The 25,217-nt window shown below is 69.9% G+C and carries 18 protein-coding genes, 1 tRNA gene and 2 pseudogenes; 9 read left to right on the plus strand and 12 right to left on the minus strand.

The genetic code is table 11. The features are described 5' to 3' along the window. The first annotated feature begins 196 nt into the window (after window positions 1–196). Both QFZ82_RS29395 and QFZ82_RS29400 read left to right on the plus strand, forming a co-directional pair. The gene (locus QFZ82_RS29395) at window positions 197–1,570 is read left to right on the plus strand and encodes an aminotransferase class V-fold PLP-dependent enzyme (protein ID WP_307716017.1); all 1,374 of its coding nucleotides are present in this window, start codon (window positions 197–199) and stop codon (window positions 1,568–1,570) included. Next, complete coding sequence (locus tag QFZ82_RS29400) at window positions 1,567–3,000, plus strand: lysine N(6)-hydroxylase/L-ornithine N(5)-oxygenase family protein (RefSeq protein ID WP_307716018.1); 1,434 nt, start codon at window positions 1,567–1,569, stop codon at window positions 2,998–3,000. The genes QFZ82_RS29395 and QFZ82_RS29400 overlap by 4 nt, the downstream gene beginning before the upstream one ends. Window positions 3,001–3,030: 30 nt before the next feature. On the opposite strand, the gene QFZ82_RS29405 is transcribed toward QFZ82_RS29400, so the two are convergent. Beyond that, window positions 3,031–4,842 (minus strand): bifunctional UDP-sugar hydrolase/5'-nucleotidase, encoded by a 1,812-nt coding sequence (locus tag QFZ82_RS29405; protein ID WP_307716019.1) that lies wholly within the window; start codon window positions 4,840–4,842, stop codon window positions 3,031–3,033. A 94-nt stretch (window positions 4,843–4,936) separates the two neighbouring features. On the opposite strand from QFZ82_RS29405, the gene QFZ82_RS29410 reads away from it, so the two are divergent. Then, window positions 4,937–5,638, plus strand: a complete 702-nt coding sequence (locus QFZ82_RS29410; protein WP_307716020.1) for an SIMPL domain-containing protein — start codon at window positions 4,937–4,939, stop codon at window positions 5,636–5,638. A gap of 146 nt (window positions 5,639–5,784) precedes the next feature. Next, window positions 5,785–7,212, plus strand: coding sequence for a pyruvate kinase (gene pyk, locus QFZ82_RS29415; protein ID WP_307716021.1), 1,428 nt, complete (start codon window positions 5,785–5,787; stop codon window positions 7,210–7,212). A gap of 33 nt (window positions 7,213–7,245) precedes the next feature. Here pyk and QFZ82_RS39840 read toward each other — a convergent pair. Both QFZ82_RS39840 and QFZ82_RS29420 read right to left on the minus strand, forming a co-directional pair. Next, window positions 7,246–7,455, minus strand: a pseudogene (locus QFZ82_RS39840) (helix-turn-helix domain-containing protein); the annotation flags it as partial. A gap of 110 nt (window positions 7,456–7,565) precedes the next feature. Continuing rightward, window positions 7,566–7,640 (minus strand) — tRNA-Leu (locus QFZ82_RS29420). A 98-nt stretch (window positions 7,641–7,738) separates the two neighbouring features. Between QFZ82_RS29420 and QFZ82_RS29425 the strand changes: the two are divergent. Then, window positions 7,739–8,396, plus strand: a pseudogene (locus tag QFZ82_RS29425) (ANTAR domain-containing response regulator). A 62-nt stretch (window positions 8,397–8,458) separates the two neighbouring features. Here the strand turns inward: QFZ82_RS29425 and QFZ82_RS29430 are convergent. The 8 genes from QFZ82_RS29430 to QFZ82_RS29465 form a co-directional block, all read right to left on the minus strand. Continuing rightward, on the minus strand, window positions 8,459–9,175 hold the full coding sequence (locus QFZ82_RS29430; RefSeq protein ID WP_307716022.1) for an ABC transporter ATP-binding protein: 717 nt from the start codon (window positions 9,173–9,175) through the stop codon (window positions 8,459–8,461). Then, on the minus strand, window positions 9,172–10,215 hold the full coding sequence (locus QFZ82_RS29435) for an ABC transporter ATP-binding protein (protein ID WP_307716023.1): 1,044 nt from the start codon (window positions 10,213–10,215) through the stop codon (window positions 9,172–9,174). Before QFZ82_RS29435 ends, QFZ82_RS29430 begins: the two co-directional genes overlap by 4 nt. A 5-nt stretch (window positions 10,216–10,220) precedes the next feature. Further along, complete coding sequence (locus QFZ82_RS29440) at window positions 10,221–12,068, minus strand: branched-chain amino acid ABC transporter permease (protein ID WP_307717882.1); 1,848 nt, start codon at window positions 12,066–12,068, stop codon at window positions 10,221–10,223. Between the two features lie 5 nt (window positions 12,069–12,073). Beyond that, window positions 12,074–13,006 carry a branched-chain amino acid ABC transporter permease gene (locus QFZ82_RS29445; protein ID WP_177148796.1) on the minus strand — a complete coding sequence of 311 codons (933 nt, stop codon included), beginning with the start codon at window positions 13,004–13,006 and terminating at the stop codon, window positions 12,074–12,076. 134 nt (window positions 13,007–13,140) lie between these two features. After that, on the minus strand, window positions 13,141–14,373 hold the full coding sequence (locus QFZ82_RS29450; RefSeq protein ID WP_307716024.1) for a branched-chain amino acid ABC transporter substrate-binding protein: 1,233 nt from the start codon (window positions 14,371–14,373) through the stop codon (window positions 13,141–13,143). Window positions 14,374–14,898: 525 nt separating this feature from the next. Continuing rightward, entirely contained in the window at window positions 14,899–15,300 is a 402-nt protein-coding gene (locus QFZ82_RS29455; protein WP_307716025.1) for a hypothetical protein, read from the minus strand. Window positions 15,301–15,476: 176 nt separating this feature from the next. After that, window positions 15,477–15,935, minus strand: a complete 459-nt coding sequence (locus tag QFZ82_RS29460; protein WP_307716026.1) for a PaaI family thioesterase — start codon at window positions 15,933–15,935, stop codon at window positions 15,477–15,479. A gap of 52 nt (window positions 15,936–15,987) precedes the next feature. Then, complete coding sequence (locus QFZ82_RS29465; protein ID WP_307716027.1) at window positions 15,988–18,267, minus strand: FdhF/YdeP family oxidoreductase; 2,280 nt, start codon at window positions 18,265–18,267, stop codon at window positions 15,988–15,990. 138 nt (window positions 18,268–18,405) lie between these two features. Here QFZ82_RS29465 and polA point away from each other — a divergent pair, with 138 nt between their 5' ends. Further along, the gene (gene polA / locus QFZ82_RS29470; protein WP_307716028.1) at window positions 18,406–21,114 is read left to right on the plus strand and encodes a DNA polymerase I; all 2,709 of its coding nucleotides are present in this window, start codon (window positions 18,406–18,408) and stop codon (window positions 21,112–21,114) included. 51 nt (window positions 21,115–21,165) lie between these two features. Here the strand turns inward: polA and QFZ82_RS29475 are convergent, their stop codons facing one another. Then, window positions 21,166–21,969 (minus strand): DUF4184 family protein, encoded by an 804-nt coding sequence (locus tag QFZ82_RS29475; protein ID WP_307716029.1) that lies wholly within the window; start codon window positions 21,967–21,969, stop codon window positions 21,166–21,168. A gap of 226 nt (window positions 21,970–22,195) precedes the next feature. Between QFZ82_RS29475 and QFZ82_RS29480 the strand changes: the two genes are divergently transcribed. The 3 genes from QFZ82_RS29480 (at window position 22,196) to QFZ82_RS29490 (ending at window position 25,217) form a co-directional block, all read left to right on the plus strand. Further along, window positions 22,196–23,890 (plus strand): lytic transglycosylase domain-containing protein, encoded by a 1,695-nt coding sequence (locus QFZ82_RS29480; protein WP_307716030.1) that lies wholly within the window; start codon window positions 22,196–22,198, stop codon window positions 23,888–23,890. Between the two features lie 177 nt (window positions 23,891–24,067). Continuing rightward, window positions 24,068–24,205, plus strand: coding sequence for an SPW_0924 family protein (locus QFZ82_RS29485; protein ID WP_177148804.1), 138 nt, complete (start codon window positions 24,068–24,070; stop codon window positions 24,203–24,205). A 10-nt stretch (window positions 24,206–24,215) separates the two neighbouring features. Continuing rightward, window positions 24,216–25,217, plus strand: a complete 1,002-nt coding sequence (locus QFZ82_RS29490; RefSeq protein WP_307716031.1) for a DUF3068 domain-containing protein — start codon at window positions 24,216–24,218, stop codon at window positions 25,215–25,217.

The raw sequence follows: 25,217 nt of genomic DNA on the forward strand, positions 1-25,217 counted from the left end.
CGCCGCGAACCCCCGGTTTCGGGACGGGGGCGCCTCCCACGGCCGCCAGGCCGTGGGAGGAGGGCGGGGTGGGGAACAGCCCGCCGCCGGCGCCACCCGCCCGCCCCCACTTCGCACCCAATACCCCTTCCGCTCCGGATCGTTGAGCCTGCCGGGCGCGCCCCGCCCCGCCCCCGATCCGTCGCGAAGGACCCGCATGCCCACCCCGCCGCTCCCACCCCTCGCCGGCGGGCCCGCCGGACCCGACGCCCTGCGGCCGCTGGTCGGCGCCGTGCTCGGCGCCCTCCAAGAGGGCGCCGAGGCGCGCGGCGGGCCGCTGCCCCGCGGCGGTCCGGATGCCGTCGCCGAGCACGTCCGCGACGCACTGAAAGACGCCCTCCCCGACCAGGGCCACGGCCCCGAAGAGACCCTCCACACCCTCGTCCGCGCCGTCGCCCACGGCTCGGCCGACCCCGCCGACCCCCTGTGCGCGGCCCACCTGCACACCCCGCCCCTCGCACTCGCCGTCGCCGCCGACCTCGCGGCCTCCGCGCTCAACCCGTCAATGGACTCGTGGGACCAGGCACCGGCCGCCTCCGCGCTGGAGAGCGCCGTCACCCGGGCCCTCGCCGCCGAGGTCTACCCGCACGCCCCCGCCCCCGACGCCCTCGTCACCACCGGCGGCACCGAGTCCAACCAGCTCGCCCTCCTCCTTGCCCGCGAACGCCACAGCGCCCCGCTCCAGGTCGTCTGCGCCGACTCCGCCCACCACTCCGTGCGCCGTGCCGCCTGGCTGCTGGGCCTGCCCGGCCCGGTCACCGTCCCGGTCCACGACATCGCCGCCCTGGACGCCGCCCTGACCGAACTGCCCGGTCCCGTCCTGGTCGTCGCCACCGCGGGCACCACCGACACCGGCCGCATCGACCCGCTCCCGGAGATCGCCGACCTGACGGCACGGCATCGCGCCGAGCTGCACGTCGACGCGGCCTACGGCGGACCCCTGCTGTTCAGCCGGACCCTGCGTCCCCTCGTCGCGGGCCTGGACCGCGCCCAATCGGTCACCCTCGACCTGCACAAACTCGGCTGGCAGCCCGTCGCGGCCGGACTCGTCGCGGTGTCCGACACGGCCCGCCTCGCCCCCCTCGCGCACACCGCCGAGTACCTCAACGCCGAGGACGACACGGACGCCGGCCTGCCCGACCTCCTCGGCCGCTCCCCGCGCACCACCCGACGCCCCGACGTCCTCAAGATCGCCGTCACCCTCAGGGCCCTCGGGCGCACCGGACTCGGCGCACTCGTGGACCGGGTCTGCGCCGCCGCGCAGGACCTCGCCGACATGGTCGAGAAGCATCCCGGTCTGGAGCTGTACGAGCGGCCCACCCTGTCGACGGTCCTGTTCCGCCCCGCCGGCGCCACCGACGAGCAGACCGCCGGTATCCGCCGCACCCTCCTCACCGGCGGCCGCGCCGTCCTCGGCCGGGCCCGCGCCGACGGCCGCGTCTGGCTCAAGGCGACCCTGCTCAACCCACACGCCACCCCCGCCCACCTGCACGCCCTGCTCGCACTCGTGGAAGGCAGCACCCCCCGATGACCGCCACGCCCGCTCCCGAGGCCGCCACGGCGGCGGCCGCCCTCGACCGCCCCCACGACCTCGTGGGCATCGGCATCGGCCCGTTCAACCTCTCCCTCGCCGCGCTCGCCCACGGCGTACCGGGCGGCCTCGCCACCGCCTTCTACGAGCAGCGGCCCGCCTTCCACTGGCACCCCGGCCTGCTCATCGAGGGCGCCACCCTCCAGGTCCCGTTCCTCGCCGACCTGGTCACGCTCGCCGACCCGGCGAGCCCCTGGTCGTTCCTCAGCTACCTGCGCGCACGCGAGCGGCTCTTCCCGTTCTATTTCGCCGAAACGTTCCACATCCAGCGCGCCGAGTACGACGCGTACTGCCGCTGGGTCGGCGAGAGCCTGCCGGGACTCCACTTCGGCCACCAGGTCGACACCGTCCGCTGGAACCCCGAACGCGCCCTGTTCGAGGTGGACTTCACCCAGCTCGACGCCGACGGCGAGGCCGAGGCCCTCGGCCGCGCGTACACGCGTGCCATCGCGCTCGGCATCGGCACCGAGCCGTACGTCCCCGAACCGCTGCGGCCCCTCGCCGACGCGCCCGGTGTGCCCGTCATCCACTCCGCCGACTACCTCGACCACCGCGACGCCCTGATCGCCGCCGAACACGTCACCGTGGTCGGCTCGGGCCAGTCCGGGGCCGAGGTCTTCCTCGACCTGCTGCGCGCCCGGCCCGCCGGGGCCGAGAGGATCCACTGGCTGGCCCGCACGGAGGCGTTCGCGCCCATGGAGTACTCCAAGCTCGGCCTGGAACACTTCACGCCCGACTACACACGCTACTTCCACGCCCTGCCCGAGCAGGTCCGCAACGACCTCGTCCCGCGCCAGTGGCAGCTCCACAAGGGCATCGACGCCGACACCATCGCCGCCGTCCACGACGAGCTCTACCGTCGCACCCTGCACGGCGCCTGGCCCGAAACCGTCCTGACGCCCGGTGTCACCGTCCGCACCGCCGGCCGCGTCGCCACCACGAAGATCGAACTGCACCTGGAGCACCTCCAGCAGGGCACCCGCTCCCGGCTCGTCACCGACGCCGTCGTCCTCGCCACCGGTTACCGCGAACGGCCGCTGGACCGGCTGCTCGCCGGTCTCGACCGGTACATGCGCCGCGACGGCGCCGGCCGTCCCGTCGTCGACGAGCAGTACCGGATGAAGCTCGCCCCCCCCGTCACGGGAACGGTCTACGTGCAGAACGCCGAGCGCCACACCCACGGCGTCGGCGCCCCCGACCTCGGCCTCGCCGCCTGGCGCAGCGCGTCCATCCTCAACTCGCTCACCGGCAAAGAGCCCTACCCCCTGCCACGCCGCACCGCCTTCACCAGCTTCGGTCTCGAACGGCGCGAGGCGCCCGGCATCCCCGGCCAGCAGCCGCAGCCGGCCCGCCTGGCCCAGGGACGCTGAGCGCCTCGCGGCTCCCCCGTCCGAAAGCGGCTAGAAGACCGGCGCGCCGTCCCGCGTCAGCTTCCACCCCACCGAGGCGAACGACGCCGGGTCGACCGTGCCCTTCGCCTGCACCCAGGAGATGATCGTGTTCCTGATCTCCTCGGAGTTCGCCCACAGCTGCTGGGCGCGGGCGATGTGCGGGAAGTTGCCGCCGCCGCTCGCCCGGTAGTTGTTGACGGCCAGCACGAACCGGGCCGCCGGGTCGATCGGACGGCCCTCGAAGGACAGGTTCACGATCCGCGAACCGGCCGGCTTCGCGATGTCGATCTCGTACGTCACGCCCGACACGGCGTCGTAGTTGTAGTCGGGCGTGCCGCCCGCGTTCGTCAGCTTCGACGTGTCGACCGGAGCGCCCGCGGGCGTCTGCACGTAGTAGCGCGCGGAGAACTCCAGGTACTCCTTCAGCTGCGCACCCGTCATCAGCCGGGCCTCGAGGGTGTTCTCGAACGGGTAGAGCCCGGCCGCGTCCCGGATCGTCACGTCACCGGCCGGGATGGCGGCCGTACGGGAGAAGCACGACGCCTGCGACAGCACCGGAAGCGCCGCCCACTGGCCGCCCGCCAGGGCCGCCTTCACCGTCTCGGCCTGCACGTGGTTGATCAGGTCGATGATCGGCTCGTCCTTCCAGGGCGCGTCGGCCGTCGACATCGCGACGGTGGACGTGCCGATGACCTGGTTGACGTACGCGACCACCTTCTTGTGCTCGTCGCCGAGCAGCCGGGTGATCCCCTCGTCCTCCGCGACCGTGTTCGAGTTCAGGACCTGCGCGCCCACCTTCTCGACGGTCCAGCGGCCCTTCTCCCACACCAGGTCGAAGTCGAACAGCGTGAGCCGCTGGCCCCACTTCAGCGGCTCGGAGAGCACGACCTGCTTGCCGGTCTCCTTGTTGGCGACGAAGTACTCGGCAATCTCGGTGTGCGCGTGGCCGACCAGGATCGCGTCGATGCCCGGCACCTGCTCGGCGACCAGACCCGCCGCGTTCTCGATGTACGGCAGCTGGTCACCGTACGAGGAGGTGCCGCTGGAGCCCGAGTGCGCGGAGACGATGACGACGTCGGCGCCCATCGACCGGAGCTTCGGCACCCACTTCGCCGCCTGCTCCTCCAGGCCGGGGAAGACCATCTTCCCGCTGACGTTCTGCTTGTCCCAGATCGCGATGCCGGGGTTGGTGAGCCCGAGGACCGCGACACGCACGTCACGCCCGTGCGGGGTGCGCAGCCGGTGCATGCTGTACGGCGCGAACGCCGGACGCAGCGTCTTCGCGTCCAGCGCGTTCGCACCGAGCAGCGGGAAGTCGCACTGCTCCTCGAACTTCCGCAGCACCGGGATGCCGTAGTTGAACTCGTGGTTGCCGAGCGCCGCGGCGTCGTAGCCGATGGCGTTCATCGCCTGCGCCATCGGGTGCACCGGGCCGCGCTCGGCGGTGATCGGGTCCACCTTGGCGTAGTAGTACGACAGCTGGGTGCCCTGAATGGTGTCGCCGGCGTCTATCAGGAGCGTGTTGCGGCGCCCCTTCTCCTCGCGGACGCGGTTCACCAGCGTCGAGATCTTCGCCAGGCCCACGTCGTTGTGCGCCTTGTCGTCGAACTCCTTGTCGGTGAAGTAGTCCCAGTTGAAGACATTGCCGTGCAGGTCCGTCGTCCCCATGACGGTGAACGAGTACCGCTTCGGCGGACGTCCGTGGCCGTGCCCCCGTCCCGGCTCGTCGGCCACGGCGGGTGCCGCGGCGCTGCCGGCGATCGCCACACCGGCCCCGGCGGCGGCCGACCGCTCCAGGAACGTCCTACGGTTCAGCGGCATTTCGTCTCCCTCGATCATGTGCACAACGCGCGTAGATTCTGGCGTAGGACCGTCCCGTGCGAAAGGGTTCGACCACAACAGTGAGGGAGACCGCATGACCAGCGACAGCGCAGTCCCGTACGGCACACCCGAGGCGCCGAGGGTCTCCGTGCGCGGCGAGGCCAGGCTCGAGTTCGACCCCGAGATCGCCAGGATCGGCGTCCAGGTGAGCGCCCGCGGCAAAGACCGGCGCACCGCCCTCGAGGACCTGACCCGGCGCAACAACGCCGTGCTCGATCTGATCAAGTCGTACGGCGACGCCGTCGAGAAACTGGCGACCGGCGCCTTCTCCATCAGCCCCGAACTCGCCCAGCACGGCCGCGGCGAGAGGGTCCGCGCCTACCACGGCGGCGTGTACATCACCGCCACGCTCACCGACTTCACCGCCCTCGGCGAACTCACCACCCGGCTCGCCGACATGGAGCTGACCCGGGTCAGCGGCCCCTGGTGGTCGCTGCGCCCCGACTCGCCCGCGCACGGCGAGGCCCGCCGCGAGGCCGTACGGGACGCGGTGCAGCGCGCCCGCGAATACGCCGCGGCGCTCGGCAGCCGGCTCTCGGCCCTGGTGGAACTCGCCGACATCGGCGCGGAGAACCCCGTGCCGTACGGCATGCCGGCCGCACCCGGCGGAATGCGGGCGGCGGCATTCGAGGCGGCCCAGACCGAAATGGCACCCGCACTGGATCTCGAACCGCAGCGCCAGACGGTGAGCGCACAGGTGAACGCGCGTTTCACCATGACCCCGCCGGAGTTCTAGACGAGCACATTTTCATGAAGTGGCGAGCGCTCATCGGAGCACCCCTGCGCACAATTCAACAGTTGTCAATAACGCTTCACGCAAAGGTTGTTGAGCAGTCATGCCCGGCCAATTCTCTACCGGTCGGTAAGCCATAGGCTCGAAGCATGCGCCGAGCAAAGATCGTTTGTACCCTGGGGCCCGCCACCGACACATACGACCAGATCAAGGCCCTGGTCGAAGCCGGAATGGACGTCGCCCGCTTCAACCTCAGCCACGGCACGTACGCCGACCACGAGGAACGTTACGGGCACGTGCGGAAGGCCTCCGACGAGACCGGCCGCAGCGTGGGCGTCCTCGCCGACCTTCAAGGTCCGAAGATCCGTCTCGGGCGTTTCCGGGAAGGCCCCGTACTGCTCGAACGCGGCGACGAATTCACCATCACCGTCGAGGACATCGAGGGCGACCGCCACATCTGCGGGACCACCTACAAAGGACTGGCCGCGGACGTCACGCGCGGCGAGCGCATCCTCGTCGACGACGGCAAGGTCGCCCTCGAGGTCACCGAGGTGGACGGCACCCGCGTGCACACCGTCGTCGCCGAAGGCGGCATGGTCTCCGACCATAAGGGGCTCAACCTCCCCGGTGTCGCCGTCTCCGTCCCCGCGCTCTCCGAGAAGGACGTCGAGGACCTGCGCTGGGCCCTGCGCATCGGCGCGGACGTCATCGCCCTCTCCTTCGTCCGCAGCGGCCGCGACATCGACGACGTCCACCGCGTCATGGCGGAGGAGGGCCGGCGCATCCCGGTCATCGCCAAGGTCGAGAAGCCCCAGGCCGTGGAGAACATCGACGACATCGTCGCCGCCTTCGACGGCATCATGGTCGCCCGCGGCGACCTCGGCGTCGAAATGCCGCTGGAGCAGGTGCCCATCGTCCAGAAGAGGGCCGTCAAGCTCGCCAAGCGCAACGCCAAGCCGGTCATCGTCGCCACCCAGATGCTCGACTCGATGATCGACAACAGCCGTCCCACACGCGCCGAGGCCTCCGACGTCGCCAACGCCGTCATGGACGGCACCGACGCCGTGATGCTCTCGGGCGAGACCAGCGTCGGCAAGTACGCCGTCGAGACGGTCAGGACCATGAGCCGCATCGTCGAGGCGGCCGAGGAGGACGTCCTCACCAAGGGCCTGCCGCCCCTGACCGAACGCAACAAGCCCCGCACCCAGGGCGGCGCCGTCGCCCGCGCGGCCGCCGAGATGGGGGACTTCCTCGGCGCCAAGTTCCTCGTCGCCTTCACCCAGTCCGGCGACACGGTCCGCCGCCTGTCGCGCTACCGCTCCCCGATCCCGCTCCTCGCGTTCACCCCGGACCCCTCCACGCGCTCGCAGCTCACCCTCACGTGGGGCGTGGAGACTTTCCTCGGCCCGCACGTGGAGTCGACCGACGCGATGGTGGCGCAGGTGGACGAGGAGCTGCTGAGGATCGGCCGCTGCCAGAAGGGCGACATCGTGGTCATCACGGCCGGCTCCCCGCCGGGCGTCCCCGGCTCGACGAACCTGGTCCGGGTGCACCGCATCGGCGAGGGCCTCGCCTGAGGTTCAGTACTTCGGCCCGACGTGCGCGTCCATGAGAAGGTACGCGTAACGAGGGGGGTCGTCCGGCAGGCCGGGAACATCGCGGCAGCGCGGACACGGCGTGGTCTTGTGGACAGGGGAGAGGCGTACTTGCCACGAGCGGATGGCCGCGCGGGATACCCCGGTCTCCCTGCTCACGGAATTCAGGCTGCGGCCTTGAGTGACGAGTGCGAGGACTCGTCTGCGTGTTTCCACGTCGTACATGTAGGCGAGTCTCGCGTCATGGCATGGTGACCTGGGGAGAGTCCTCGCCCTGATCACACGTTCTCGTGAGTTTTCGCGAGTTCCGCTCGACCTTCGGATCTAAGGGAAAGTGCCCCAGGTGGGATTCGAACCCACACTGTCCGCTGTTTGAGAGCGGCCTCTCTAACCAATTGGAGTACTGGGGCCTTAGAAAGGCGCGGATACTTCGATCCGGCTGAGCAACACCCTACCGCAGCTAGGTAGGCTCAGGAGGAGCAGCACCTGACCCGCCCCAAGGAGCCCCGTGACCGCCCCCGAGTCGCCCCAGCCGATCGCCGATGACGACGACAAGTCGCACGTACCGCCGCTGACGACCCGCGTCGTCATCGCCGAGGACGAGGCCCTCATCCGGCTCGACCTCAAAGAGATGCTCGAGGAAGAGGGGTACGCGGTCGTCGGCGAGGCCGGTGACGGCCAGCGAGCCGTCGAGCTGGCCCGTGAGCACCGCCCGGACCTCGTGATCCTCGATGTGAAGATGCCGGTCCTCGACGGGATTCTCGGCGGCCGAGAAGATCGCCGAGGAGTCCATCGCCCCGGTCCTCATGCTCACCGCCTTCTCGCAGCGCGACCTCGTCGAGCGGGCGCGCGACGCCGGTGCCATGGCGTACCTCGTCAAGCCGTTCAGCAAGAGCGACGTCGTGCCGGCGATCGAGATGGCGGTCTCCCGCTTCACGGAGCTGAAGGCCCTGGAGAAGGAGGTCGCCGACCTCTCCCAGCGCCTGGAGACGCGCAAGCTCGTCGACCGTGCCAAGAGCATCCTGCAGACGCAGTACGGGCTGACGGAGCCGGCCGCGTTCCGGTGGATCCAGAAGACGTCGATGGACCGGCGCCTGTCGATGCAGCAGGTCGCGGAGGCGGTCATCGAGGACGCGGAGGAGAAGAAGGCGGCCAAGGGGCAGTAGCCGCGGGACGCGGGAAGGGCCCGCACCCCCTCGGGGGTGCGGGCCCTTCCGTCTGCCGGGAGTCAGTCCTCGCCGAGGTAGGCCTTGCGGACCGACTCGTCGTGGAGCAGGTCCTGGCCGGTGCCGGAGAGCACGACCTTGCCGACCTCCATCACGTAGGCCTGATCGGCCAGCGACAGCGCGGCCTGGGCGTTCTGCTCGACGAGGAGGATCGTCGTGCCCTGGGCCTTCAGCTCCGAGATGGTCGACATGATCTTCTGCATCATGATCGGGGAGAGGCCCATGGAGGGCTCGTCGAGCATGAGCAGCTTGGGCTGCGACATCAGCGCGCGTCCCATGGCGAGCATCTGCTGCTCACCGCCGGACAGCGTTCCCGCCGCCTGCTTGCGGCGCTCGCCGAGGATCGGGAAGAGATCGTAGGCACGCTGGATGTCCTTCTCGATCCCGTCCTTGTCGCTCCGCAGGAACGCTCCGAGGTGGAGGTTCTCGGCGATGGTGAGGCGGGGGAAGATGTGCCGTCCCTCGGGGGAGTGGGCCAGGCCCAGCGACACGATCTTGTGCGCGGGGATGCCGCTGAGCGGCTTCCCGTCGAACAGGATCTTCCCTCCGGACGGCTTGAGCAGTCCGGACAGCGTGCGCAGGGTCGTGGTCTTGCCGGCGCCGTTGGTGCCGATGAGGGTGACGACCTGTCCGGCCTCGACGGAGAAGGAGATGCCCTTGACGGCCTCGATCTTGCCGTAGGCGACCCTCAGGTCCTCGACTTCGAGGAGTGCGGTCACTTCGCCTCTCCTTCCTTGCCGGTGGTACGTGTTTCGTCGTCCGCGGGAGCGGTGGGGGAGTCGTCGCCGTCGGCGGATGTGTCGTCGGCGGAGTCGTCCGACGCGGTGTCGTCCGTGTCGGGTTCGTCCGACGTGGGTTCCTCCGGTGCGGACCGGTCCGCGGCATCCTGCGCATCGGCCCCGGCGGCGTCAGCCGCCGGCTTGGCCTCCGCCTCGGCGGCGGCGACCTCGGCCGCTTCCGCCTCACCGGGCTCGCCCTCGAACGGCGTACCGAGGTACGCCGCCACGACGCGCTCGTCGCCCTGGACGACGGCCGGTGTCCCCTCGATGAGCTTCTCGCCCTGGACGAGACAGGCGACGCGGTCGCAGAGGTTGAAGATGAAGCGCATGTCGTGCTCGATGACGAGCACGGCGATGCCCATGTCCCGGATGGCGAAGATGAGTTCCTCGGCGGCCCGGGTCTCCTGGGGGTTCATGCCCGCGGTGGGCTCGTCGAGGAGCAGCAGACCGGGGTCGCTCGCGAGCGCGCGGGCGATCTCCAGCTTGCGCTGCTCGCCGTAGGGCAGGTTGCGGGCGAGGTGGTCGGCCTTGTGCTCCAGGCCGATGAACTCCAGGAGCTCCATGGCCCGTGCGTGGGACGCGGCCTCCGCCTTCTTGAAGCCCGGTCCGCGCAGGAGGGCGGACCAGAGACCTTCCTTGGTCCGGGTGTGCCGGCCGACCAGGACGTTCTCCAGGACGGTCATGTTGGCGAACAGCCGGATGTTCTGGAAGGTACGGGCGATGCCCGCCTTGGTGACCAGGTGCGGCTTGGGCGGCAGGACGGTGCCCTTGTAGGAGACGGTGCCCTCGGTCGGGATGTACAGGCCGGTGAGGCAGTTGAAGAACGTCGTCTTGCCGGCGCCGTTGGGGCCGATGAGGCCGACGATCTCGCCCGAACGGACGGTCAGGTCCACGGACTTGACGGCGGTGAGGCCGCCGAAGCGCATGGTGACACCGCTGGCCTCGAGGACCGTCTGCGTGGTGGTGTTGGTGGTGGTCATGTCCTTCACGCCCCCGCCTTGGCGACGCCGACGCCGGAGTCGGGGAGTCCCTTGTCCGGGACGTCGAGTTGATCGGTCTCGTGGTACTCGAGCTGGGCGCGCCGGTTGGCGATAAGACCCTCCGGGCGGAAGCGCATCAGCAGGATGAGGGCGATGCCGAAGCCGAGGAGCTGGTAGTCCTGGAGGAACTGCAGCTTGGCCGGGATCATGTAGAGCAGCGTGGCGCCGAGGAGCGGTCCGCTGATGGTGCCCATGCCGCCGAGGATGACGGCGGCCAGCAGGAAGGCCGAGTTGGGCGGCACGGGGCCGGCGAACTGGTACATCTCGGGGACCACGGTGTGCTGGACGTGTGCCTGCACGGTGCCGGCGAGGCCGGCGAGCGTGGCACCCAGGGCGAACGCGATGAGCTTGACGCGGAAGCCGTTGATGCCCATGGCGGTGGCGGCCGTCTCGTCCTCGCGGATGGCGACCCAGGCACGGCCGATGCGGGAGCTGCCGGCGCGGCGGAAGACGAGGACCACGAGGACCGTCGCGAGCAGCATCAGCAGGTAGTAGTTGGCGTAGGCGCCGAGTTCGAATCCGAGCACCGTGTGGGCCTGCCCGAAGTTGAACCCGAAGAACTCCAGGTCCGGGATGTTCGGGATGCCGTTGGGGCCGTTGGTGACCTGCGGGCCGGAGGTGCCGTCGAGGTTGAGCATGACGATGCGGAAGATCTCACCGAAGCCGAGCGTCACGATGGCGAGGTAGTCGCCGCGCAGCCGCAGGGTGGGGGCACCGATGACGACGCCGAAGATCAGCGACACAACGGCGCCGGTGAGGACGGCCGCCCAGAAGGGGAAGTGCACGTCGAAGGCGGAGGCCGTCGATCCGGAGACGAGGGCGGCGGTGTAGGCGCCGACGCCGAGGAAGGCGACGTATCCGAGGTCGAGCAGGCCGGCGAGGCCGACGACGACGTTCAGACCGAGAGCCACGGTCGCGAAGATGAGGATGTTGACCGCGACGAGCGTGTACTGGTCGGTGCTCTGGGTGAAGGGGAAGGCCGCGGCGGCGACGAAGGCGGAGATCACCGTGACCTGGCGGTACTTGGCCGTGACGGCCGAGAGCCGGGCGACGAGACCGGCCTTGAAGAGCGCGGCGACGGCGAACCCGACGGTGATCAGGTAGCCGGTGAAGAGCTCGGCGTACTCGGTGTCGATGCCGTAGGTGATGACGTACAGCCCGACCGCGAACGCGGCGACGATGACCAGGATCTCGGCCCAGGAGGGCAGCTCCTTGGCCTTGGGCAGTGGGCGGTCCGCCTTGCCCAGCCGGATCCAGCGGTAGATCTGGTAGAGCACGGCCAGGACGCCGACGCCCAAGACGACCATGATGATGATGGCCCGTCGGCGCAGGGGGCGCATCGACTCCTTGGTGCGACGGTCGAGCGGAAGCCCCAGGGCCCCGACGAGGGTGATGAGCGTAGCCACGGCCGCGACGAAGCCGCCGGGTTCCACATTGACGAGGCCGCCGAGCTGCACGGTGATCGCGGTGATCGTGTACCACGTCGTGGTGAGTGTGCCGAGGGCGAGGAGCGCGACCGTGTTGTTGCTGCCCGACGGGGTGAGCCAACGGAGGCCGCGTATTCCGTAGCCGGCGACGGTGAACAGGAGGGTGAGGATTCCGCCGACCAGGGTCAGGACCTGGAGTCCTCCGGGATAGCCGGTGACGGTGAGGTCGCCAGGGAAGGCCGCCGTCCAGGTCCACGCCAGGAAGGTGGAGGCGATGGTCGCGGCGGCGCCGGCCACGGTGACCGCGCGTGCGACGGGCGTGGGGATCGCGATGACTGGGGTCGTCTCAGTGGTGTTCGTGGTCATCGTTCTCACGCCCGATCCGCGACGCGCTCACCGAGCAGACCCTGGGGCCTGACGAGCAGCACGACGATGAGGAGTACGAAAGCCCAGACGTTGGACCAGGCGCCACCGCCGAGCTGCTGCATGCCGGGGATTTCCTCGATGTAGGCGATCGACAGCGCCTCGGCGAGGCCGAGCACCACGCCGCCCACCATGGCGCCGTAGATGTTGCCGATGCCGCCGAGGACGGCGGCGGTGAACGCCTTGAGGCCGAGGATGAAGCCCATCTCGAAGTTGATCTGGCCCCGGTCGAGGCCGTACGCGACCGCCGCCACCGCGGCGAACGCGGCGCCGATGGCGAACGCCATCACGATGATGCGGTCGGTGTTGATGCCCATCAGCTTCGCCGTGTCGGGGTCCTGGGCGGTGGCCTGCATGGCGCGTCCGCTGCGGCTCTTGGAGACGAAGAGGCCGAGGCCGAGCATGCACAGCGGCGCGAGGATCAGCACGAAGGCGTCGGCGCGCTGGATGGCGAGGTTGTCGAAGATCTTGAAGGATTCCCCGGTGAACTCCGGGAAGCTGCGGGCTTCCTTGGCGTCCGGGTAGAAGCCCCAGACCAGCTGCTGGAGCGCGATCGACAGGCCGATCGCGGTGATGAGGGGGGCGAGCCTGGGTGCGTTGCGGAGCGGCCGGTAGGCGAAGCGCTCCGCGGCCGTGGCGACGGCGACGGAGGCTATGGCGCCGCCGATGATCATGAGCGGTATCGCCACCAGCAGGCTCGTTCCGCTGGGGAGCCAGATGTAGGTGGTGAGGGCGCCGAAGCCCCCGATCATGAAGATCTCGCCGTGGGCGAAGTTGATGAGCTGGACGATGCCGTAGACCATGGTGTACCCGATGGCGATCAGACCATAAAGGGCGCCGAGGGCAAGGCCGTTGGCCAGCTGTTGCGGCAGTTCGTTCACCGCAGGGCCTCCGATGAGCGTGTCGGATATGAGTCCGCGCGAGGGCGCTGTTTGCGCCCTCGCGCGGCTGTGTTCAATTCGGTGGGGGGCCGGCGGAGCGGCTCGCGGCCGGTCCGTCGTGGGTCAGTACTTGGTCAGTCCTCGAAGGTCGCGGACTTGACGTCGGTCCACTTGCCGTCCTTGACCGCGTAGACGGTGAGCTGCTTGTTGGTGGTGTCGCCGAACTCGTCGAACGAGACCTTGCCGGTCACACCGTCGAACGAGACCTTGGACATGGCCTCGGTGACCTTCTTGCGGGCGTCGGCCGGCACCTTGCCGTCGTTGGCCGCGACGACGGCCTTGACCGCCTGGATGATGCTCCACGCGGCGTCGTAGGAGTAGCCGCCGTAGGCCGCGTACGGGTCCTTGTAGCCGCCGGCGTTGTAGTCCTCGATGAACTTCTTGGCCGTCGGGAGCTTCTCGACCGGGTAGCCGACGGAGGTCGCGAGGTCGCCGTCGTTCGCCGTGCCGGAGGCCGCGATGAACGCCGGGTCGTAGATGCCGTCGCCACCCATGGTCGGGACGTTGGCCCCGGCCTTCTTGACCTGGTCGGCGAGCAGGCCGCCCTCGGGGTACTGGCCGCCGAAGTAGACGGAGTCGGCGCCCTTGCCCTTGACCTTGTCGGCGGTGGAGGAGAAGTCGGTCTCCTTCACGGTGACGTGGTCGGTGCCGACGACCTTGCCGCCGAGGCGCTCGAACTCCGCGGAGAAGATCGCGGCGAGGCCGGCGCCGTAGGTCTGCTTGTCGTCGACGACGAAGACCTTGCGCTTCTTGGCGTCGTTGTACAGGTACTGGGCGGCGAACTTGCCCTGGATGACGTCCGTGGTGGCGGTACGGAAGTAGGTGGCGAACGGCCGCTTCTTCTCGCCCTTGGCCCAGTTGTCGCCCTGGCTCAGCGCCGGGTTGGTGTTGGCCGGCGAGACCTGGGTGAGGTTGGCGGAGTTGAACACACCCTGCATCGACTGGGACACGCCGGAGTTCAGCGGGCCGACGACGCCGAGGACGTCCTTGTTGCCGACCAGTTTGGTGGCGTTGGCCTGACCGGAGGCGGGGACTGCCTGGTCGTCGAGAGCCTCGATCTTGAACTCGACGCCCGGGACCTCGTTGTTCTTGTTGGCGGTCTTGGCCGCGAGGTCCACGGAGTTCTTGATGCCCTGACCGAGCGCCGACAGGGAGCCGGTGAGCGGCGCGTCGACACCGATGACGACGGTGGTCTTGCCGCTGCTCTCGCCACCGCCCTTGTTGTCGTCGCGCGAGCCGCAGGCGGAGAGGGTGAGCGCTCCCGTGGTGACCACGGTGGTGAGGATGAGCAAGGAACGGTGTCGCACGATTAATCCTTTCCCTGGCGCGGCCCCCTCTGCTGAGGTGCCGTTTTGTCGCCGGGCCGTACTGGGGGATCCACGGCCTTCTGAAGGCGCGCCCTTCGGCGCGGTGACTGGCGGTGACTCTAGGCGGAGGTGAGGGAGCCCGGGAGACGGGAACTCAGGATGTGACGCTCTTGTTATGCCGAGGCCAAAGATCTGTGGGGGGAGTATGGACAGATCGGGCGTTTGGATACGGCACGGAATGCCCACATGGTGAGAATCTGCAGTTCCGCTAAGGTGCTTAGGTGGTCCATGGTGCTGACGCCCGTTCGGAGTTTGCTCGGGTTACTCGAAGAACGGGGCCACGGGGGTGCGTGAGGGTGAAACCGAATTCCGGACACGATCTCCGTTACTCAAAGTGACGATCATGGAGATGTTGATCATGTTGCGGAGGCGTGTCGGGGGCGTGAACCGATCGGACATTGCAGCGCTGAGTAATCAGCCATTGTCCGAATTCCGGACGCTTCTTCGTGTAATCCGGCGCGGGGCTCACCTCGGCGGTCGCCAGTTCTCGGAACTGCCCGTCGCTCCGTTCTGCTCCGCGCAGTCCCGCTCGGCCTGGCGGTCGATCAGTTCCAGGGCCTTCCGACGCCCTTGGCGCCTTTCCTCGGCGCGGGCCGCGGCGACGATTTTCTCGTGGAGGGCGTACTGATCATTGGAGAGCCCCTTTTGTTCCCAGTCGATTCCGGCCCATTTGCCGCCCTTGAGCATCTCTTTGGCCCAGTACGAGACGAGACTTGTGCATATCTGGGCAGGAGAGCTGGTTCGTGGTGCGGGAGTTGGGGTCCGCGGGTGGCCGGGGGAGGGGGCGGTCGAGCAGGCGGCCGCGGCCAGTGAGAACAGGAGGGCGCCGACGGCGTACATGGCCCGGCTGCGCGGCTTCATGCCCATGGGCAAACGCTAAGCCGTAACCATCGGTGACACAACGGTCCGGAACGCCGATGCATCCGCAAAGCGTGACCTTGGGCCGTAAAGCGGCGCAGGCGGGCGCCGGCGGTGTGCGGCGCCCGCCCGGCGGAGGGACGGAGGGCGGCGGCCGGGGCGGCGGCCGCGCGTGGTGCCGGTGGTCAGCCCTGGGCGTCGCGCAGGAGGCACGTCAGCCGCGCCGTGCACACCCGCCTGTCCTGCTCGTCCGTGATCACGATCTCGTACGTGGCCGTCGAGCGTCCCCGGTGCACCGGCGTCGCCACGCCCGTGACGTGGCCCGAGCGCACTCCGCGGTGGTGCGTGCAGTTGAGGTCGACGCCCACGGCGATCTTGGAGGAGCCGCCGTGCAGCATCGAGCCCACCGACCCCAGGGTCTCCGCCAGCACGGCGGAGGCGCCGCCGTGCAGCAGTCCGTACGGCTGCGTGTTGCCCTCGACGGGCATCGTGCCGACGACCCGCTCGGCCGACGCCTCGGCGATCTGCACGCCCATGCGGTTGCCGAGGCTCCCGGCGGAGAAGAGCGCGGGCAGGTCGATACCGAGCTCCGCGTACTCGTCGATGACCTCTTGCGGGAACTTCACGGTGGTCTGCTCGCCCATGGGCCGGCTCCGATCGTCGTACGGCGTTTTCCCTGACTGCCTGAGCAAACGCTTAGGCGGACGGAGATTGTTCCAGACGCACGATCACGGACTTGCTGGCGGGGGTGTTGCTGGTGTCCGCCGTGGAGTCCAGCGGCACCAGCACGTTCGTCTCCGGGTAGTAGGCGGCGGCGCAGCCGCGCGCCGTCGGATAGTGGACCACCCGGAAGCCGCGGGCCCGGCGCTCCACGCCGTCCTTCCACTCGCCGACCAGATCGGCGTACGAACCGTCCGCCAGGCCCAGCTCGCGCGCGTCCTCCGGGTGGACGAGCACCACGCGGCGGCCGCCCTTGATGCCGCGGTAGCGGTCGTCGAGACCGTAGATCGTGGTGTTGTACTGGTCGTGCGAGCGCAGGGTCTGCAGCAGCAGCCGGCCCTCGGGCACCTCGGGATACTCCACGGGGGCCGCGGTGAAGTGGGCCTTGCCCGTCGCCGTCGGGAAGCGGCGGTCGTCGCGCGGGCCGTGCGGGAGGGTGAAACCGCCCGGCCGGGCGATCTTCTCGTTGAAGTCCTCGAAGCCGGGAACGACCCGGGCGATCCGGTCGCGGATCGTCCCGTAGTCCTTCTCGAACTCCTCCCAGGGCGTCGTCGACGCCGGCCCCAGCACCGCGCGCGCCATCCGGGCGACGATCGCCGGCTCGGAGAGCAGATGCGGGCTCGCGGGCGGCAGATTCCCGCGGGAGGCGTGGACCATGCCCATCGAGTCCTCGACGGTGACCAGCTGACGGCCGCCCGCCTGGACGTCCTTGTCGGTGCGGCCCAGCGTCGGCAGGATCAGCGCCCGCCGGCCGGTGACGGCGTGCGAGCGGTTCAGCTTCGTCGAGACGTGCACGGTCAGCCGCGCCCGGCGCATCGCCGCCTCGGTGACCTCCGTGTCCGGGGTCGCCCCCACGAAGTTGCCGCCCATGGCGAAGAACACCTTGGCCCGGCCGTCGCGCAGCGCCTCGATCGAGCGGACGACGTCCAGCCCGTGGTGGCGCGGCGGCGCGAAGCCGAACTCCCTCTCCAGCGCGTCCAGGAACGCCTCCGAGGGACGCTCGAAGATTCCCATCGTGCGGTCGCCCTGCACGTTCGAATGGCCGCGCACCGGGCACACGCCCGCGCCCGGACGGCCGATGTTGCCCCGCAGCAGCAGGAAGTTGACCACCTCGCGGATGGTCGCCACGGAGTGCTTGTGCTGGGTCAGACCCATCGCCCAGCACACGATGACGCGCTTCGACTCCAGCACCATGGCGAGCGCACGCTCGATCTCCTCGCGCCCCAGGCCGGTCGCGGCGAGGGTGTCCGCCCAGTCCGCCGCCCGCGCGGCGGCGGTGAACTCCTCGTAGCCATGCGTGTGTTCGCGGACGAACTCCTCGTCGACCGCGCCCTCCGTCTCCAGGATCAGCTTGTTGAGCAGCCGGAAGAGCGCCTGGTCGCCGCCGATGCGGATCTGCAGGAACAGATCGGTCAGGGGGACGCCCTTGACCATGCCGCGCGGAGTCTGCGGGTTCTTGAACCGCTCCAGGCCCGCCTCGGGCAGCGGATTGACGGAGATGATCCTCGCGCCCGAGCCCTTGGCCTTCTCCAGTGCGGAGAGCATCCGGGGATGGTTCGTACCGGGATTCTGACCGGCCACGATGATCAGATCGGCCTGGTGCAGGTCCTCCAGTGAGACGCTGCCCTTGCCGATGCCGATCGTCTCGGTCAGCGCGGAGCCGGACGACTCGTGGCACATGTTCGAACAGTCGGGCAGGTTGTTCGTCCCGAATTCGCGGGCGAACAGCTGCAGCAGGAACGCCGCCTCGTTGCTCGTGCGCCCCGAGGTGTAGAAGAGCGCCTCGTCCGGGGACGACAGCGCGCCCAGCTCCTCGGCGATGATCGCGAACGCCCGCTCCCAGGTCACCGCCTCGTACCGGTCGGCACCCTCGGGGAGGTACATGGGCTGGGTGATACGGCCCTGCTGGCCCAGCCAGTAACCACTGCGGCTCGCGAGATCGGCGAGCGAGTGCGCCGCGAAGAAGTCCGGTGTCACCCGGCGCAGCGTCGCCTCCTCGGCGACGGCCTTCGCCCCGTTCTCGCAGAACTCGGCGACGTGGCGCTTGTCGCCCTCGGGCCAGGCGCAGCCGGGGCAGTCGAAACCGTCCTTCTGGTTGACCTGCAGCAGTGTCTGCGCGGTGCGGCGCACACCCATCTGCTGCCGGGCGATGCGCAGCGTGTGCCCGATGGCGGGCAGGCCCGCAGCCGCGTGCTGCGGCGCTGCGACCTCGGGCGCGTCCTGGACCGGGTCACCTGCGGGCGGCTTGCTGGGCATCGCGCTCTCCTTCGAGCGTCGTTCCTGCTGTACGGACCGATCCTTTCACGTACCACCGACAGCGGCCCAGGCCCGGCAGGACCGGGTGCCGACAGCCGCGGGTCGGGAATGTCAGTGGTCCGTGGCAGGATCGGGTCCGTGGCTGAGACGGCATCGAAGAAGACGGCAGACAACCGACCGCGCCTGCTCCTCATGGACGGGCACTCCCTGGCGTACCGGGCGTTCTTCGCGCTGCCCGCGGAGAATTTCACGACCGCTGGTGGCCAGACGACGAACGCGATCTACGGCTTCGCCTCGATGCTGGCGAACACGCTGCGCGACGAGGCGCCCACGCATTTCGCCGTGGCCTTCGACGTGTCCCGCAAGACCTGGCGCTCGGCGGACTTCCCCGAGTACAAGGCGAACCGCTCGACGACCCCGGACGAGTTCAAGGGGCAGGTCGAGCTGATCGGCGAGCTGCTCGACACGATGAACGCGCACCGGTTCGCGGTGGAGGGCTTCGAGGCGGACGACGTGATCGCCACGCTCGCCACGCAGGCCGAGGCCGAGGGCTTCGAGGTGCTGATCGTCACCGGCGACCGGGACTCCTTCCAGCTGGTCTCCGACCATGTGACCGTGCTGTACCCCACGAAGGGGGTCTCCGAGCTGACCCGCTTCACCCCGGCGAAGGTCCAGGAGAAGTACGGCCTCACCCCTCAGCAGTACCCGGACTTCGCCGCCCTGCGCGGTGACCCGTCGGACAACCTGCCCGGCATCCCCGGCGTCGGCGAGAAGACGGCCACGAAGTGGATCAATCAGTTCGGCTCGTTCGCCGAGCTGGTCGAGCGCGCCGACGAAGTCAAGGGCAAGGTCGGCCAGGCGCTGCGCGACCACCTGGAGTCGGTCAAGCTCAACCGCCACCTCACCGAGCTGGTGCGCGACGTGGAGCTGCCGAAGTCCGTCGCCGACCTGGAGCGCGCTCCCTACGACCGCACCGCGCTCAAGGGTTTCCTGGAGGTCCTGGAGATCCGCAATCCGAGCCTGCGCGACCGCCTGCTCGCCGTGGACCCGGGCGCCGAGGCGGAGGAGGCCCCCGCCCCCGCCGCCGGGGTCGAGCTCGACGGCAGCGTGCTGGGCACGGGCGAGCTGGCGTACTGGCTGGACCAGCACGGTCATCAGCCGCTCGGCGTGGCCACCGTCCACAGCTGGGCGCTGGGCGTCGGCAGCGTCAGCGAGATCGCCCTGGCCGCCGCCGACAGCAAGGCGGCCTGGTTCGACACGACGCAGCTGGACGAGCCCGACGAGAAGGCGTTCACCGCGTGGCTCGCCGACGCGTCCCGCCCCAAGATCATGCACAACGCGAAGGAGGCCCTGCGGGTCTTCCCGGAGCACGGATGGGAGCTCGCCGGCGTCACGATGGACACCGCGCTCGCGGCCTATCTCGTCAAGCCCGGGCGCCGGTCCTTCGCGCTGGACGCCCTGTCGGTCGAGTACCTGCACCGTGAGCTCGCGCCCGCCGCGGCCGACGGGCAGCTGGCCTTCGGCGCCGACGAGCAGGCCGAGGCCGACGCGCTGATGGCACAGGCCAGGGCGGTCCTCGATCTGGGTGAGGCGTTCGGCGAGAAGTTGAGGGAGGTCGGAGCGACCGACCTGCTCCACGACGTGGAGCTGCCCACCTCCCTGCTGCTCGCGCGGATGGAGCGGCACGGCATCGCCGCCGACCGCGCGCACCTGGAGGCGATGGAGCAGCAGTTCGCCGGCGCCGTGCAGCAGGCGGTGAAGGAGGCGCACGCCGCGGTGGGCCACGAGTTCAACCTCGGCTCGCCCAAGCAGCTCCAGGAGGTCTTCTTCGGCGAGCTGAACCTGCCCAAGACCAAGAAGACCAAGACCGGTTACACCACCGACGCGGACGCGCTCGCCTGGCTCGCCGCCCAGACCGACCACGAGCTGCCGGTCATCATGCTGCGCCACCGTGAGCAGGCCCGGCTGCGGTCCACGGTCGAGGGCCTGATCAAGACCATCGCGTCCGACGGTCGCATCCACACCACCTTCAGCCAGACCGTCGCCGCGACGGGCCGCCTCTCGTCCACCGATCCGAACCTGCAGAACGTGCCGGTGCGGACGGACGAGGGCCGCGCGATCCGCCGCGGTTTCGTGGTCGGCGAGGGCTTCGAGTCCCTCATGACCGCGGACTACAGCCAGATCGAGCTGCGCGTGATGGCGCACCTGTCGGAGGACGAGGGCCTCATCGAGGCGTTCACCTCCGGCGAGGACCTGCACACCACGGTCGCCTCCCAGGTCTTCGCGGTGGAGCGGTCCGCCGTCGACGCGGAGATGCGCCGCAAGATCAAGGCCATGTCGTACGGGCTCGCCTACGGTCTCTCGGCGTTCGGTCTCTCCCAGCAGCTGAACATCGAGCCGGCCGAGGCGCGTGTCCTGATGGACACCTATTTCGAGCGGTTCGGCGGCGTCCGCGACTATCTGCGCCGCGTCGTGGACGAGGCGCGGGCGACGGGCTACACGGCCACGATGCTGGGCCGCCGCCGCTATCTGCCCGACCTGAACAGCGACAACAGGCAGCGCCGGGAGGCTGCCGAGCGGATGGCGCTGAACGCGCCGATCCAGGGCACGGCGGCGGACATCGTCAAGGTGGCCATGCTGAACGTGGACCGCGCGCTGACGGAGGCGAAGCTGAGCTCCCGCCTGCTGCTCCAGGTCCACGACGAAATCGTGCTGGAGGTCTCCCCGGGCGAGCGGGAGCAGGTCGAGGAACTGGTCCGCCGGGAGATGGCCTCGGCGGTGTCCCTGCGGGCGCCGCTGGACGTCTCGGTGGGCGTCGGCCCGGACTGGGAGTCCGCCGCCCACTGAGCTTTCCGGGAGAGCTGCCCCGGGGCCTTCGGGCCCCCGGGGCGGCCGGCCTCACCCGCGGGTACGGACGCGAATCGCCGCCCCGTAGAGCAGCAGACCCACCGCAAGCCCGGCCCCCGCACCGAAGCACACCGTCGGGATCAGGTGGAGCGGTGTCTCGACGCGGCCCCAGTGCGCGTACCAGCGCACACAGCGGTGCACGATCCCCGCGAGCACGCACACTCCCAGCACCGCCCCGGCGATGCGGCGCTCGCGGCCGCCGAGTCGCGGCAGTGCGTGGCCGGGCGGCAGCGCCGGCTCCGCGCGGCGCAGGGCCGACACCAGGAACCACGTCAGCGCGACAAGCGCCACGGCCGAACTCCCGTACTGCGCGTACGTGTAGAGCGGGAGCCCGGCGACCACCTCGCTCAGCACGGGCACCTGCCGCACGCCCCACCGGTCGAAGTGGGTGAACGCGTCCCACACCATATGCGTCGTCGCACCGAGCACCGCCGAGACGTAGAACCAGACTGTGGCGACCAGCGGAGGCCGGTCGCCCCAGGCGCGCCCCCGCAGCACCGTGTGCACCCTGGCCCGCCAGCTGTCCGGCAGGAGCGCGACCAGCGGATCGCGCACCATCAGCCAGGCCGCGAGCAGCACCGCGGTGATGGCGACGTCGACCGTGAGCACACCCACGGGCCTGTGGGTCATGCCCCCCAATGTCATCGCGCCCGGTACGAAACTCGCCGCGAAGTACGTCATGTCGGGTGCGAACGACCCCAGGACGAGTGCCGAGGCGAACAGCGGTCCGCGCGCCGTCCCGTCCGTCCGGATGCCCGGCAGCACTGCCGCGGCGTGGCTCAAGGTGAATGGCATGGTGTCAGTCCCCTGTGACGACCGCTGGTGATCGATCCCGCCCATTATGCGTGATTTCCTTGCACCGCCTTGCGCACATCGGATCCGGAATTCGGAATACAGGTAGGTGGCGAACGGGTGAATACCGGTCAGGTGACGGTTTTACGGCGCGCGGAGTTGCACTAGGGTCGCGAGAGACTTCGCGCAGGGGAGCGCGAGCAGCCGCCGACGGGGAGGGACCATACCTATGGCAGCGCAATTCGGCCGCCGACTGCGCAGGGGGGCTACGACAACCGCCGTCGCCGCGGCCGCAGTGGCCGCACTTTCCGCCTCCCAGGCGCCGGGCGTCGCGCCCGCCACGTCGGGCGGGAGCCAGGAGGCGGCCGACGCCACCCCTCCGCCCGGGACGCCGGTGACCGGCAACTCCCCGTACTACACGGACCTCCCTCCCCTGAACGCCCCTGACAGTCCGGGTACTTCGGGCGATGCTCTGGTGACCGGGCCGGGTGAGGCGGGCATACCGGCGACCGTCCTCGCCGCCTACAAGCAGGCGGAGAAGACCCTCGCCGAGACCGATCCCGCGTGCCGTCTTCCGTGGCAGCTGCTGGCGGCCATCGGCAAGGTGGAGTCCGGTCAGGCGCGCGGCGGGCGGGTGGACGCGAACGGTACGACGCTGACCCCGATTCTGGGTCCGGTGCTGAACGGCGTCGGTTTCGCGAACATCTCGGACACCGACAACGGCGCCTTCGACGGCGACACCGTGCACGACCGGGCCGTCGGCCCCATGCAGTTCATCCCCTCCACCTGGGCCACCTGGGGCCAGGACGCGAACGGCGACGGCCGCAAGGACCCCAACAACATCTACGACGCCGCGCTCGCCGCCGGCCGCTACCTTTGCCACGGCGGCCGGGACCTGACGGTCCAGGACGATCTGGACAGGGCCATCCTCGGCTACAACCACTCGCGGGAGTACCTGCGCACGGTGATGTCGTGGTTCGAGTACTACAAGCGCGGCACCCACGAGGTCCCGGACGGCACCGGAGTGCTGCCCGGCGGCGACGGACCCGACAGCGCCGGCCCGCTGCCCACCCCGACGCCGACTCCCAAGCCGACTCCCCCATCCAAGCCCTCGGAGCCCGGGACGACGCCGACTCCCGGGCCCACCCCGCCCGGTGGGGGCACCGGCGGCACGCCCACGCCGACGCCGCCCCCCACCCCCGCGCCCGTCTCACACATCGAGGACGCCGGCACCGGACGGATGACGGCGACGGCCGGTCAGGACTTCGCCGCGCGCGCCAAGGTCCGGGTGGAGAACTCCCGTGGCGAGGGCGTGGCACGGGAGGCCGTACGGTTCTCCGTCATCGGTGACACCGACACCCGCTTCCCGGACGGCAGGACCAGCGTCGTCCTGCTCACCGCCGCGGACGGCACGGTCACCGCCCCGGCCTTGCGCGCGGGAGAGAAGACCGGCACCTTCACCGTCCGCGCCACCGTCGAGGGGCGCGACCTGGCTCCCCGCGACTTCATCGCCACCGTGACCGAGCGGATCGCGGACACGATCGTGAGGACTGGCAGCGAGGCCCAGACGGCCGAGCCCGGCGCCGAGTTCGCGCACGCCATCCAGGTCAAGGCCACCTGCAGGGGTGCGGCGGCCGCCGGCGTCGAGATGACCGCCACGATGATCAGGTCCGCCGACGACCCGGCCGAGAACGACAAGGGCCCCTATTTCAAGGACGCCCAGGACAACCCCCTTCGCACTCTCACCGGCCTGAAGGCCGATGCCAACGGCCTCCTGACGCTCCCGAAGATCTACGCGGACGGCAATCAGGGCACCTACCGCCTGCGCCTCACCAGCCCCGGCGGCGGGTCCCTCGACATCGAACTGCAGGTCGTCGCCCCGGCCGAGTCGTCTCCCTCCCCGTCCCCGACGCCCACCGGCTGATCCCGATGGTCGTCACCGCCCCGCCCCGCCCCGCCCCTCCGCCCCCTCGGGCCGAGGGGCGGTCGCATGTGTTTTCCTCCTGTTCTCCTGTCACCGGCTGTTCTCATCTCACGGCCGCGTTGCTACGGTGCCCCACCCCTGACGCTTCATCAGATCAGACCATCCGGGAGGCCGAGCATGCGCGCCCTCGCCGCCGCTGCCATCGGACTGGCCGCCGCGTTCGCCCTGGTCCTCACCGTGACGGCGATCGGCGCACCCGCCGGTGAGACCTCGCCCAAGCCGCTGCTGACCACCGTCCCCGGCCCCAAGAAGTAGGGAGAGGGCCATGCGCCGCAGAGCCGGACTCGTACTCCTCGCCCTCGCCGTCTTCTTCGCCGCCCTCGCCCCCCTGCTGCGCTGGTACGCCTTTCCCCGGCTCGCCAAGATCCCCGCCGGGCAGTACCAGGAGATGGTGCTCGAGGCGAAGCCGGCGACCCTCCTCGACTACGGCACCCTCACGGCCAAGGAGGTCGAGAAGGTCACCATCGTCCAGACCCTCAAGGGCGACGTGGAGGAGTCCGAGCGGATCGAACGCAGCGCGGGCCGCGACGTGGTGGTCTGGGACTCGCTCTCCTACGTCCAGGGCCCCGACGGCCAGATGGTCTCCCAGATCCCCGAGCGCTACATCTTCGACGCCCACAGCCAGGAACCCGTGCATGCCACCGGCGAGTCCGTCGACGGGGACGCGGTGCGACGCGAGGGCATCGAGTTCAAGTGGCCCTTCCTCACAGAGAAACGGGACTACACCTACTTCGACGCCCAGGCCCGGACCTCCGCTCCCATCCACTACAAGGGGACCCGTACCTTCCGCGGCCTCGAGGTCTACTACTTCGAGCAGACCATCCCGTGGACGAAGGTGCCCTACCCCAAGAAGATGCCCATCCCCGGCGTGGACGCAACCACCCTGGAGAAGCAGACCGGCACCACCCGCTGGTACACCACCAAGCGCATGTTCTGGGTGGAGCCGGTCACGGGTGCGCCCGTGACCGGCGAGGAGGTCCACAAGGAAGAACTGCGAGGCGGCACCCTCCTCGGCGGCCGCGAGAAGGTCACGGCCTTCGCCGGCCACGTGAAGATGCGCGACGACTACATCGACCACACGGTCGAGCTTGTGAGCTCCCAGCGCCGGCTCGTGCTCCTGATGACCTCCCGTCTTCCGTGGGGTCTTCTCACGCTGGGCGGCGGCCTGATGACACTGGCCCTGATCCTCGAGGCCCGGGGCCGCCGGCCTCACGGCCCCGCTCTGGCGACCACGACAGCGGACGCGGCACCCGCCCGCACCTCCTGA

It is taken from the genome of Streptomyces sp. V4I23 (assembly GCF_030817975.1).
Taxonomy (GTDB): Bacteria; Actinomycetota; Actinomycetes; order Streptomycetales; family Streptomycetaceae; genus Streptomyces.